This window comes from uncultured Granulicatella sp., assembly GCF_963528195.1.
Classification (GTDB): domain Bacteria; phylum Bacillota; class Bacilli; order Lactobacillales; family Aerococcaceae; genus Granulicatella.
Map to the genome: position 1 here is coordinate 1 of NZ_CAURVN010000038.1, position 12,282 is coordinate 12,282.

The following is a 12,282-nucleotide window of genomic DNA, read 5'->3' on the forward strand; positions in this document are numbered from 1 at the left end:
AAAGGTTCTATAATTTATAGGGTTGATGGAGAAAATCCACCAACCCTATTTTAGTGTATACAAAAAGGGCTTCATCCCTTATATTAAAAGCGTCCAAACTATTTAAGAGGAGATGAAAACCCTATGACTACTATACAAGAAGTCGTGCTACAAATCAAAGATAAAAATGTAAAATGGGAAAATAATGTGGAGGAAGTGTATTTTAAAAAGAAAAAAAGCCTGTTTTTCTTCGCTAACTATACCTATTGCCCAGATGCTTGCCCTAACTGTGGTTGCGTAAATCGTGATTTTTCTATTGTTAAAAACGGTACTCGTACTTCTAGAATTACGCTTAATCCTGTTTCTGGCTTACCTGCTTTTATTAAATTAAGAAAACAGCGTTTCTTATGTCGTGAATGCTCCCATAGTTTTACTGCTGATACAACTAGTATCGTTGATCTTAATGCTTTTATTTCTAAAAATGTAAAAAATGAAATTAAAGTCAAAGCTTGCGAAACAGTTTCTGAATCTCATATCGCTAAAGAAATGAACGTTTCTGTTCATACTGTTCGTAGAGTTGTCAATGAAACTGCTGATTCTCTCAGAATTAAGCCTTTAAATGAGTTACCTGAACATATGTGTTGGGATGAATTTAAGTCTGTAGCTTCAGCTGAAGCTAGTATGAGTTTTGCTTATTGTGACGCTATTACTCATCAACTTGTTGATGTTGTTCAAGATAGAAAAATGGAGAATTTAGTTCGTTATTTCAATCAGTTCCCTCTACAAACTCGCTTAAATGTTAAAACCATTTCGATTGATATGTATGCTCCATACATTGAAGTTATTAAACGTTTATTCCCTAAGTCTAAAATTATCATTGATCCATTCCATATTATTCAAGCTTTAAACAGAGAATTAAACAAGACAAGAACAAGAAAAATGAATCAAGTACGCTATAAAGACAGACGTCTTTATAATAAATTAAAACGTTACTGGAAACTAATCTTAAAAAATCGAGATGACCTTCAATCCTATCACTACAGCTATTACAGATTATTCGATTGGCTAACACATTCTCAAGGAATTGTAGATTATTTACTACAAGAAGTACCTTCGCTTAAACCAGAATATGAAACAGTACATCAATTAAGAGAATCTTTTAAGGAGCGAAATTTTAATGAATTCAAAGAAGAATTGATTCATGTACAAACAAAACATCTGTCTGATGGATTAAATCGTGTTCTACAAACATTTAAGAAGTTTTTACCGTATTTACAAAATACTTGTGAGTATCCAACACTTTCAAACGGACCTATTGAAGGCATTAACAACAAGATTAAAGTACTTAAAAGAAACGCTTATGGCTACACTAGTTTCACACATTTTAGAAATAGAATTCTACTAATGTCTAAACTTTTTACTCCAACAACTAAAAAAGGAATTAAGCAACCTGACGCTGCTTAATTCCTTCACTAAAATTGTTTCATCAACCCTATTTGACAAAGAGCCCAAAGAAAAATGTTTTCTCCTAATTGTTAAAAAATTTATTTAATAATTGTCTTGAAGTTTTGGTTTGTTGTAGCTTCTAATACAGGATGTTTTTTCAAATAATCCGCAATTAATTCTGTCATATCAATTTGTACTTCACGTACAATTTTTTCTGGTTTAAACATGGCATAGTTTCCGCCACCTACTGCACGATATTGGTTTGTTACAACTTCTAATTCATCCGTATCTTGAACAGGAGCTCCATGATAGTCTAGTCTTGTCACTCGTTCCCCAAATGTTTTTGTAAAATCAAGTGTATACTCAATACCTTCATACATATCATAATTATAATATTGTGGTTTTGGTTCAATATATTTTGGATTAAATTGAACTTCTCCGTCTTTTACAATAAAGTAAGTTGCCACTCTTTCTAATGCTAAACGTAAATCTTCTCCGGTAATTTTTAGCACTGCTAAAGTATTTGGATAAATGTAGTTTGTAATCACATCACGCATTGCAATTTTAGAACCAAAGCCTCGTCCTTCATTATTGAACAAAGCTGTTCCTGAAATATCTGCACCTGTTGCTTCCATTTGAACTTTATTAATAAATTCAATATAAGGATGCTCTACTAATCTTGCTTGTTGAGGATCTGTAATCGTCATATCTCCAACAACAGTTCCTACTGGTGTATCTAACCAATTTTCTACATCAGCTTGTAATTCTTCAAACATTTCCAACACTTTAGGATCTGCTTTAACTCCTGCTGTTTCATGTAATTTCGCTTGACTATTAACAACCACATAACGGTCGCCTTCTTTTTCAACTTTTAAACTAATTTCACCTACATAAGCTCCACGGTATCCTGGTTGAATTACTGGAACTCCATTGACTTTTGTTGCAATAACACGGTGTTGGTGTCCTGTTACAAGAGCATCTATTCCAGGAACTTTAGTCGCAATCGCATACCCTTCATTTTCTCCTGTTAATAACTCAGTTGGTTCACCCGTTTCTAAATCTGACTCAAACCCTCCATGATATGTAACCACTACGATATCTGCTTTTTCACGCATTTCTGGTACATATTTTTGTGCAGTTTCTAAAGCACTAATAAAGGTTAAATCTTTAACGGTTGCAGGTTGTTCCCATTTTGGAATATATGGAGTTGTTAATCCTAATACTGCAATTTTAACGCCTTCTTTTTCGATAATACGATAAGGTTCTCCAAACACTTGCTCTCCTGTTTTAGAAAGAATGTTCGCACAAATAATTGGATGGTTGTATGATTCAATGGCTTCACGTAAATAATCTAATCCATAATTAAATTCATGGTTCCCTAAAATCCCTAAATCATATTCTAAATAATTTAAAACTTTTGTTAAATCATTGGCAATATGATGGCCTTGTTTACGAACATAATAACTTAAGGGTGAGCCTTGAATAAAGTCACCATTTTCAATTTGAACAACTGGTCCTTTTGCTTCAGCTTTAATTTTCTTAATAATGGTTGCTGCTTTAGCCGTACTAAATCCTAAATCTAAATTTCTTTCAGCATAGTTAGTAGGTAATACATATCCATGCATATCACTTGTTTCAATAATTTTGATTTCCATTATATCCCTCATTTCCTTCTTTAGTCACAGTCCATTGTATCATATAAGGCATAAAATATATAGATTTCTATCATAAAACAAAAAAGAGTTCGTATAGTAATAATACTACTATACGAACTCTCCTTTCAAACGTACACTAATTTATTTCCGTTAAATAAGAATAAACTTCCCATAGTAGTATGTTTAGGCATGAAACCGAAGGTTTGCTGCCGTCCTAATACTACTATTAAGGAAGTCCAATTCCAAACGTACCCTAATTTATATCCGTTAAATGAGAATAGACTTCCTATAATAGCATGAGCAGTATCAACCGATATGGCTAACTTCGAGACCCAAGGCTCGAAGTTTAGCCATGAGACCGCTAGGTCTGCTGGCGTCCTAATACTACTATTAAGGAAGTCTATTTCGAAACTATTGGTTCCAAACTGATTGGAATTCAGCTTTAGAAGCTTCTAACACTTTATCAACGCTTGAACCATTTACATCACTGTAAACTTTTTCTTGAATCTTAGTGATTTCTGCATATGCAGAGTCAGCATTTTCGATTACAGGAATTGAGAATAATTCTTTTTTACCTTCAGCGATTGCTGCTGGAACTTTAGATTTTGAATTTTTATATTCTGCGCTATCTAACACTTTAGAAACTACTGGAATGTAGCCTGTAGCTTGTGCCCAAGTTAATTGAGACTCAGGAGAAGCTAAGAATTTTAAGAATAAGTAAGCTGCAGTACGTTGTTCTTCAGAAGCACTTTGGAACATGTAAATATCAGTACCTTGTTGGATGTTAACTTTCTCAGGACGAGGAGCTACACCATACTCATATCCAGCTTCTTTAGCACCTTTAGCTACGAATGATTCACCCGCAGTTGAACCTACATACATTGCAATTTGTTTATTAGCAAATGGTCCTGATAAGTATTTATCTGAACCAGCTGTACGGAAGTAACCTTCTTTAATACCTTCAACATAGTAAGAAACTACTTCTTTTGATTCTTTACTAGTAATGTCTAATTCTTTGTTGAATTGAACACCTTTGTTCACAATACCAGTTGCATAGTAGTTGTTTAATGAGTCAAAACCAGCACCTACAACTTGGTGATTTGATTTTTCATAAATTGTTTTAGCTGCTTCTTTTAATTCATCTAAAGTAGTTGGTACTTTAACACCATACTCTTTTAATAAGTCTGCATTGTAGAATAATACTTCTGTTGATTTATTAAATGGAATACCATATTGTACACCATTGATTTGAGCACCTTTTAATAATTCTGAACGAATCGCAGCATCATCTTTGATACCAATAGTTGAGTTTTCTAAGTAAGGTTTTAAATCAACTAATTGATCTTGATCTGCAGCATTCCATAACCATCCTGGGTATGCTTGAGTAATTGTTGGTAAATCTTTTGGTGAAGTTAATGTAGAGTTAATTTTAGCTTGTAAATCTTTATATGAAGATTGGTTTTGTAACTCAATTTTTACATTAGGGTTTTTAGCCATAAACTCCTCAGTTAATTTCGTTAGAGTTTCCTCTAATTTACCATTTAAGGCATGCCAGAAAGTAATTTTTGTTTCCTCTTTTACTTCTGTTTGAATATCTACTTTAGTTTCTTTTTGTGAGTTTGATGCGCTATTGCCGCAAGCTCCTAAAACTAAAACTGATGTTGTCGCAAGTGTCGCTTTTACTAAAGATTTGAATTTCATAATTGTTCTCCTTTTTCCTTTATAGTTTTACAACACAATTTTTTCGCCACGATGTGGCAATATTCTTTCACCATACGGATTTTCCAGTAATTCTGGTTTTAAAGTATGGATAGGAACCAAAAGTTGGGGTTCAATCATCGCAATAATACGGTCTAAATCCGCAGGTTTTGCATGACCTGAACAAGCGATTTTCACAAATTCGATGTGATGTTTCGCTAATAAATCGAGAAACACTTGATAATTCGGATCAAAGTCACCTAATGGTTGAGCATCACAGTGAAGGTACAGTGTTCCTTCTTGTAGTTTATCAAAATTATCTACTACCTGCCAGAAATACTCCCCTTGATCGTCTATTAGTGTTTGATAGGAAACTTCTAAATCATGATTTAATTCTGGAATACGTTTCGCTTCATTTGAATAATAAAAATGAGCATGAATTCCAAATACTTCTTGTAGTAATGCTGCCATATGAGCCTCTAATACTACTGTTCGTGGAGATTCTTCAACAATTTTTGCGAAACGTTCCACATTTGCTGGATAACCATTAAAAGCTATCGGACGGTTTGGATTTTCTTCTTGGAATTGAACCACTTTTTCAATGACTTCTAATTCATTAGATGGTTTAATTTCAGTTGGATCAACTGGTCTTTCAGGGAAACTAATCGTTACCCCTTCCATCATTAGCATCTGTGTATGCTTCGCTTTTTTACAAAACTCAACAGTTGCCTCTGGAATATAACCATGTAATCGCAAATCTCCAGTATACGTAATGAAATGATCTGGAGTTCGAATTAATAAGGCACATGCACCATATGCATCATGATCTACTGGAACAACTTCAATTGTAATATCTCCAACAGTTACGATTGCATTTGGTTCTAAGCCAATCATTTCTCTCGTAAAAGGAGATTTTTCAAACGGTGTTGGTAATAAAAAATCTCCATTACGATTCAAACTATTTAAAATCATTTTTGTTTCTTTTAACGTATACAATGGAATAGCTGGATCTAAATAATTAATCATTCTTGAATGATCAAGATGAGCATGTGATAAAAATACTGCTGTATTTTCATACTCTCCCGTTTCTTCTCCATCGTACTCATATCCCAAACGTGGATCATAGACATGATTTAGTTTTGGGATGATTCCATATTGAATCAGTGTTTGTAACTGTTCATCTGGCAAATCTAATTCTGGACGAAACTCTGTCCCAAAGTCAAAGAAAATATGAGAATTTCCATAACTGACTTCGATGACTGTTCCACCGATCGTTAGAATTCCGCTATGGAATGTAACAACGGTTTTATCCTTTGATACCATTCTTAGCAACCCCTCTAATAATTTCTTTTCTAAATACGAAATAGATAATCAAAATAGGAACTACTGTCAATGTTGCGGCAGCCATTTGTAATTGAACATCACTACCACTTTCAGTCGTGAAGGCTGATAACCCGTTATTTAATAAACGATAGTATTTAGTGTTTGTTGCAAGTAATGGCCATAGGAATGAATTCCAGCTCATAATGAATGTTAAAATCCCAACTGTTACAAGCGCTGGCTTACACATAGGCACTAAAATTCGACGAATATATTCTAAATCTGATGCACCATCAATTTTAGCGGCTTTGTAGAATGTACTTGGAATTCCACGAAGATAGCCGTTTAAATAGTAGATATAGAAAATACTAGTTAAAAACGGAAGGATTAAAGCTAGATAAGTATCTAATAATCCTAATTGTGCAATAGTCTGATAATTTGTAAAGATAATTGATTCATAAGGAACCATTAATAATGAAACCATCACCATTGTCACAACTTTTTTATATTTAAATTCTAAACTTGTTAAAGCAAATGCTGCTAATAATGAAGTAATAACTGTTGCAGCAGTTGTAAATAATGATACAAATAATGTATTAGCAAAGTAGCGTAAGAATGGCGCTCTTTGGAATACTTCAAAATAGTTTTGGAATTGTAATGATTTAGGAATTAATGTTGGTGGAATACTAGTTGCTTCCGCATAAGTCATTAATCCTGTCAAAATCATATAAATAAATGGGAACACGGTAATGATTGATAAAACCACAATCAGTGCTAATAATAAATAATTGATCACTTTTTTCATGATTAACCCTCCGCTCTTCTCAAGAATTTATTTTGGAAGAAAGTAGCAATCAGAATAATCACAAATAAGATTACAGTTGCTGCCATCGCAATCCCTGGACGACCAGCCACATGGAACTTGTCGTAAATATAGTAAACTGCAGTTATTGCACTATTGGCTACCCCTGCTGTTCCTCCAAATAATGCATATACTTGAGTATAAACTTTGAAGGCACCAATTAAGTTCACTGTAGATAAGAATGCAATTGTAGGAACTAATTGAGGGAATGTAATTCTCCAGAAAATTTCTTTTTCTGTAGCTCCAAACATTTTTGCAATTTTAAAGTGTTCTGGATCAATATTTCTTAAACCTGCTAATAAAATGATGATATTAAATGCAAGCCCTGTCCAAATACCAAAAATAATTAATGTTGGCATGCTCATATTAACATTGTCTAACCAGTTCACTGCAGGAATCCCTACTAAACCAAGTAAGAAGTTAATTAATCCGTAACTTCCATTAAAGAAATAACGGAACACAATCCCAATTGCGATTGTACTTGTAACATATGGCATGAAGAAAATCGTTTCAAACACGCTCTTGTGTTTTACCTTTTCAAAGATAATCCAAGCAATGACAACTGAAATACATAAAGCAATTGGTACTACTACAAATGCATATAAAGCCGTATTTAGTAATGCTTTATGAAACACTGGATCTGCTAAAACTTTTTGATAGTTCGATAAACCAGTAAATTGAAGTTTTAACAATGAACCCTTTTGGAAACTCATCCAAAATGAACGAATTAATGGGTAAATATTAAATAGTAAAATCACACCTAATGACGGAAGAAGGAATAACCACGCCTTTGGTTGATTCTCAGGATTATATTTTTTCATTAGTATACACGTTCTCCATTTTGATCGAATAAGAATAATTTATGTCTTAGAAGGTCAAATGAAAGTGTGTCTCCTTCTTCAATCTTATGTTCCACACTTACGATTGATTTAATATTTTGTTCTCCTAATGTAAAGTGTAAAATACGTTCACGACCGATTAATTCTACAGCCGTAACAGTTACTGTAAATAATCCATTTTCACTTGGAACTAAATCTTCGGGACGTAATCCTAAAGAGTAATGTCCCTGCTCTAATTCTTTACGGAAACGACTTTCCACTAATTCACTTGCTTGTAAAGTGAATGATGGGTGAGTAATTACACCATCTTTTACTTCAACTTCTAAAATGTTGATAATTGGATTTCCGATAAATTTAGCCACAAATAAATTATTTGGTTCTAAATATAAGTTTTGAGGGTCATCATGATGTTGAATAACACCTTCATTTAATAAGATAATTTTATCACTGATTGATAAAGCTTCTTCTTGGTCGTGAGTTACGAAGATTGTTGTAATTCCCACTTCTTTTACTAAACGACGAATTTCTTCACGAATTTTTAAACGTAAACGAGCATCTAAGTTACTTAATGGTTCGTCTAATAATAATACTTCTGGTTTTTGAACTAACGCACGAGTAATCGCAACACGTTGTTGTTGTCCTCCTGATAAAGTACCAGGTTTTTTCTCAGCTAATTCCTCAATATTTGTTAATTGCATGTATTCTTCTGCAACTTTTTTAGCTTCTTCTTTTGAGATTTTCTTTTCCCCTACTGTTAATGGGAACATAATGTTCTCTAACACTGTCATATGAGGATATAATGCATAGTTTTGGAATACGAATCCAATATTTCTATCTTTTGGTTCTATATTAATAACAGAAGATTTTTTAAATTGGATATCTCCACCAGTTGGTTGTAATAACCCTGCAATCATATTTAAAATAGTTGATTTTCCGCAACCACTAGGCCCTAATAAGCAAACTAAATCCCCTTGTTCAATTGAAAAGTTAACGGATTTTAACGCTTCAAAGCCATTATCGAATACTTTATTTAAGTCGATAACATCAATCATGAGTAAACCTCCAAATTTCTATACTTGAATACATTCCAGTATAGCATGATTTACGCTTTCATGCGATATAAATGTTAAGAATTTTTAAAAAAAATATTTTTAATACGAATCTTTTCGCATAATCACTGAAAAAATTTTAAATAAAAAAACGCCTCTAGCTTTCACTAAAGACGTTTGTTTTTACTATCGATTGATAATTTTGAAGTATTCTCTTGAAGTGATTTTGTAAATTAAGAAGTAAGCAACCATAAAGACTCCCGCTACTGCTAACATTGTTAAAGCAATAATACTTCCTTTAATTCCAAAGATTAACACAATTTTACTTACCATATTATAAGATAACGCAGTATGTAAGAATGCTGTTAATAATGGTAAGAAGAATACAATTAATACTTGACGATTAATGGATTGATGAATCATTGGTTGATCAATTCCAATTTTCTTCAAGATGACATAACGTTCACGGTCTTCATAACCTTCAGAAACTTGTTTATAGTAAATGACTAAAACTGCTCCTACTGAAAAGGCAATGGCTAATAAGATTCCTAAGAATAATAAAGAACCATAAAATTGGAATAATAATTGAGCAATTTCTATTTTCCCATCAATTCCTCCAGCAATGTCTGATTGTTGATACACTTCTAATTCTTTTTTCTTCTCCTCATCGGTTTGACTAGATGTATTCCATAATGCTATATATTGTCTTGTATAAGCTCGATGTCCTCCATCGTTTTCTTTACTGTAATATGGAACAACTTTTACCATATCTTCTTCATTTAAAATACCAATATAAGAATGATCAGTAATATTCGGATTTGCCACCGCAATTTTTGAGAATTTTTTTACATCAATGACTTGTGCAACTGAAAATGTATTATCTCCTAAAGATACTTGATTAAACGTAGGTTTCTTTTTGAAATTTTCCTCTCCTAGTAACATTTCTCCTGATTGAACAGTAAGATTTTCACCTGTATTACGATTATAATCTTCTACCGATATAAGAACGACCATTGCCTCTGGTAAAGCACCTAATTGTTTAACATTTGTATTTAAGACATTTCCTTCATGATTTCCCGCTGTTAAAATATAAGAATATTCATAAAAATCCGTTACTTTTGAAGAGGTGCTTGCCGCTAATTCTTTTACCTCTTTTGAATATTCTGCTACTTCTTCTGCATTACGATACATTCCTCTAAAGTCAAAATCAGTTGGACTTGTTCGATTAATGACTTCCTGTGCACCAAACTGTAATGAACCTGTTGTTCCAAGAGTAACTAATACCATTGTTGATAAAATACAAATACTTGCTAAGCCCATTGCATTTTTTCTCATTCTAAAAATCAAATTAGAAACTGAGATGAAGTTTATTGGACGATAATAAAATGTTTTACGATTTTTCAAGAAACGTAAAAGCGCAATACTTCCAGCATCAAATAAAATATACGTTGCGATGACAACTAATAATACTGCAATAAAGAACCAACCTAATGCTTTAATCGGACTTTCAATAGATTGAGAAATATAGTAAGCATATCCTAAAATTGCTACTCCAATTAGTGCACGAATACTTAAGAAACGCCCTGTTTTTTCACCCGATTTCTTCTCACGTAATAATTCTAATGGTCGACTCACTCTAATTTTAATCGCATTTAAAATCATTAAGAATACAAAAATCCCACTAAATAAAATTCCAATTATAATGACTGATGCAATTTGGAATTCATATGAAATTGGAACGTTAAAGCGCATTGCTTTTAATAATAAGGCAAAGGCTAATCGATTCAACAATACTCCTAATACAAGCCCTACAATAAGGTTCACTATTGCGAACAATACCATTTCAATAACTTGTAACAATTGAATTTGTGAGCGCCCTAACCCTAAAATGCTATACAATCCAAATTCTTTCGAGCGATTTTTCATTACAAATCCATTCGCATAAATCATTGTTAAGGTAGAGACAAGTAACATAATCACAACACCAAAACCTAATGCCATAACTACCGTATTTCCACCATTACTTTGTAAAATCGTTTTATTTGTAGATAGTGCCAATAGAATATAGGTGATGACCATCATTGTAATAGAAGCAATCGAGAATGGAATATAAAGTGTTCGATTTTTCTTTAAATTGGATACTGCTAATGAACTAATTAATTTAAACATGAGTCTCACCTCGATTAGCCATTACTGTTAACGTATCAGAAATTGCTTCAAACATTTCTTCATCTGTACGTTCCCCTTTAAATAATTGATGATACAAAATTCCATCTTTAATAAATAACACTCGTTTAGCTCGACTAGCGGCTAATGTACTATGCGTTACCATCAAAATAGTTTGTCCATTTTCATTTAAAGTATCAAACACATCTAAAATATTGCTAGAAGATTTTGAATCTAATGCCCCTGTCGGTTCATCTGCTAGTAAGATACTAGGATCCGCCATCATTGCACGTCCAATGGCTACTCTTTGTTGTTGACCTCCGGATAATTCATAAGGATATTTTTCTAATAATTTTTCAATCCCTAATAAAGTAGCAACAGGTTTTACTTTTTTCTCCATTTCTTGAACAGTTTTCTTCGCTAGTACTAATGGAAGTAACATATTATCCTTAACAGATAATGTTTCTAACAAGTTAAAATCTTGGAATACAAATCCTAAATGATCGCGACGAAATGCTGCTAATGTTTTGTCAGGTATATTTTGAATATCTAATTGATTCAATAATACTTGTCCTTTTGTTGGACGATCTAATGTGGCTAAAATATTTAGTAGCGTTGTTTTACCAGAACCAGATTCACCCATAATGGCAACATATTCTCCTTTTTCAACACTAAAAGTAATATCTTTTAATGCTTCTACTTGCATCGCTCCAAATCTTGTATGGTAAATTTTTTGTACTTGTTTTACATCTAATAATGTCATTTCTATTCCTACTTTCTCTTTGATTTGTATTTATTCTATCAAATAAAATCGATGCATTCCTGTATTTTAGCTATCATTTTCTTTTTGTTTCTTACATTTTTGTAAGAAAGAAATTTCTTAATCTTAAATGTTTTTACTTTTAAAAAAGCAATAAAAATCGTATAATACATTTATAAAAGTAATGATTATTCATTGCTTAAACAATATAATAAAATGATTAATTTAAACAATCATTTTACTTATTTTTCCTTTTTTATTGATGTGATTTCCGAAAAGAACCTCGTTCTTTTCGTTAATCTTCGCTTTGATTGGCAGAGGTATTCTAAAAATAAACAACCATCATACACTTATGCCAGAAACTCTGCCAACGAAGTTCGCCCACCTAGCAAATCAGACGAAAGTTTGAATAGTTAGGTGGGTTTTTTATATAAAAAAGGCTATTAATTTCCTAATCATGACCACCCGTCTAACGGGTGGTTTGAACCGGGGCTATAAGCCCAGATTA

Annotated in this window: 9 protein-coding genes; 1 reads left to right on the forward strand and 8 read right to left on the reverse strand. The window is 32.6% G+C overall.

The window, feature by feature from the left end:
• Positions 1 to 123 precede the first annotated feature (123 nt).
• Positions 124 to 1,443 (forward strand): ISL3 family transposase, encoded by a 1,320-nt coding sequence (locus tag RWR88_RS07355; protein WP_314451493.1) that lies wholly within the window; start codon positions 124 to 126, stop codon positions 1,441 to 1,443.
• A gap of 80 nt (positions 1,444 to 1,523) precedes the next feature.
• Here the strand turns inward: RWR88_RS07355 and RWR88_RS07360 are convergent, their stop codons facing one another.
• The 8 genes from RWR88_RS07360 to RWR88_RS07395 all read right to left on the reverse strand — a co-directional run bounded on the left by RWR88_RS07360 (position 1,524) and on the right by RWR88_RS07395 (position 11,777).
• The gene (locus tag RWR88_RS07360) at positions 1,524 to 3,080 is read right to left on the reverse strand and encodes a bifunctional metallophosphatase/5'-nucleotidase (protein ID WP_314451495.1); all 1,557 of its coding nucleotides are present in this window, start codon (positions 3,078 to 3,080) and stop codon (positions 1,524 to 1,526) included.
• 411 nt (positions 3,081 to 3,491) lie between these two features.
• On the reverse strand, positions 3,492 to 4,781 hold the full coding sequence (locus tag RWR88_RS07365) for an extracellular solute-binding protein (protein WP_314451498.1): 1,290 nt from the start codon (positions 4,779 to 4,781) through the stop codon (positions 3,492 to 3,494).
• Positions 4,782 to 4,808: 27 nt separating this feature from the next.
• The gene (locus RWR88_RS07370; protein WP_314451500.1) at positions 4,809 to 6,101 is read right to left on the reverse strand and encodes an MBL fold metallo-hydrolase; all 1,293 of its coding nucleotides are present in this window, start codon (positions 6,099 to 6,101) and stop codon (positions 4,809 to 4,811) included.
• Positions 6,085 to 6,903: a carbohydrate ABC transporter permease gene (locus RWR88_RS07375; protein WP_314349612.1), complete on the reverse strand. Its 819-nt coding sequence runs from the start codon at positions 6,901 to 6,903 to the stop codon at positions 6,085 to 6,087. Before RWR88_RS07375 ends, RWR88_RS07370 begins: the two co-directional genes overlap by 17 nt.
• A 2-nt stretch (positions 6,904 to 6,905) precedes the next feature.
• Positions 6,906 to 7,781: a sugar ABC transporter permease gene (locus tag RWR88_RS07380; RefSeq protein ID WP_314451502.1), complete on the reverse strand. Its 876-nt coding sequence runs from the start codon at positions 7,779 to 7,781 to the stop codon at positions 6,906 to 6,908.
• Positions 7,781 to 8,851 (reverse strand): ABC transporter ATP-binding protein, encoded by a 1,071-nt coding sequence (locus RWR88_RS07385; RefSeq protein ID WP_314451504.1) that lies wholly within the window; start codon positions 8,849 to 8,851, stop codon positions 7,781 to 7,783. The genes RWR88_RS07380 and RWR88_RS07385 overlap by 1 nt, the downstream gene beginning before the upstream one ends.
• Before the next feature lie 183 nt (positions 8,852 to 9,034).
• Positions 9,035 to 11,017, reverse strand: coding sequence for an ABC transporter permease (locus RWR88_RS07390; RefSeq protein ID WP_314451506.1), 1,983 nt, complete (start codon positions 11,015 to 11,017; stop codon positions 9,035 to 9,037).
• A complete protein-coding gene (locus RWR88_RS07395; RefSeq protein ID WP_314349607.1) occupies positions 11,010 to 11,777 on the reverse strand; it encodes an ABC transporter ATP-binding protein in 768 nt (255 codons plus the stop codon). Before RWR88_RS07395 ends, RWR88_RS07390 begins: the two co-directional genes overlap by 8 nt.
• Positions 11,778 to 12,282 lie beyond the last annotated feature (505 nt).

Excerpts from the sequence above, each read along its gene's own strand:
- RWR88_RS07355 (WP_314451493.1), top strand. The coding sequence starts at position 124 with ATGACTACTATACAAGAAGTCGTGCTACAAATCAAAGATAAAAATGTA.
- RWR88_RS07360 (WP_314451495.1), bottom strand. The coding sequence starts at position 3,080 with ATGGAAATCAAAATTATTGAAACAAGTGATATGCATGGATATGTATTA.
- RWR88_RS07365 (WP_314451498.1), bottom strand. The coding sequence starts at position 4,781 with ATGAAATTCAAATCTTTAGTAAAAGCGACACTTGCGACAACATCAGTT.
- RWR88_RS07370 (WP_314451500.1), bottom strand. The coding sequence starts at position 6,101 with ATGGTATCAAAGGATAAAACCGTTGTTACATTCCATAGCGGAATTCTA.
- RWR88_RS07375 (WP_314349612.1), bottom strand. The coding sequence starts at position 6,903 with ATGAAAAAAGTGATCAATTATTTATTATTAGCACTGATTGTGGTTTTA.
- RWR88_RS07380 (WP_314451502.1), bottom strand. The coding sequence starts at position 7,781 with ATGAAAAAATATAATCCTGAGAATCAACCAAAGGCGTGGTTATTCCTT.
- RWR88_RS07385 (WP_314451504.1), bottom strand. The coding sequence starts at position 8,851 with ATGATTGATGTTATCGACTTAAATAAAGTATTCGATAATGGCTTTGAA.
- RWR88_RS07390 (WP_314451506.1), bottom strand. The coding sequence starts at position 11,017 with ATGTTTAAATTAATTAGTTCATTAGCAGTATCCAATTTAAAGAAAAAT.
- RWR88_RS07395 (WP_314349607.1), bottom strand. The coding sequence starts at position 11,777 with ATGACATTATTAGATGTAAAACAAGTACAAAAAATTTACCATACAAGA.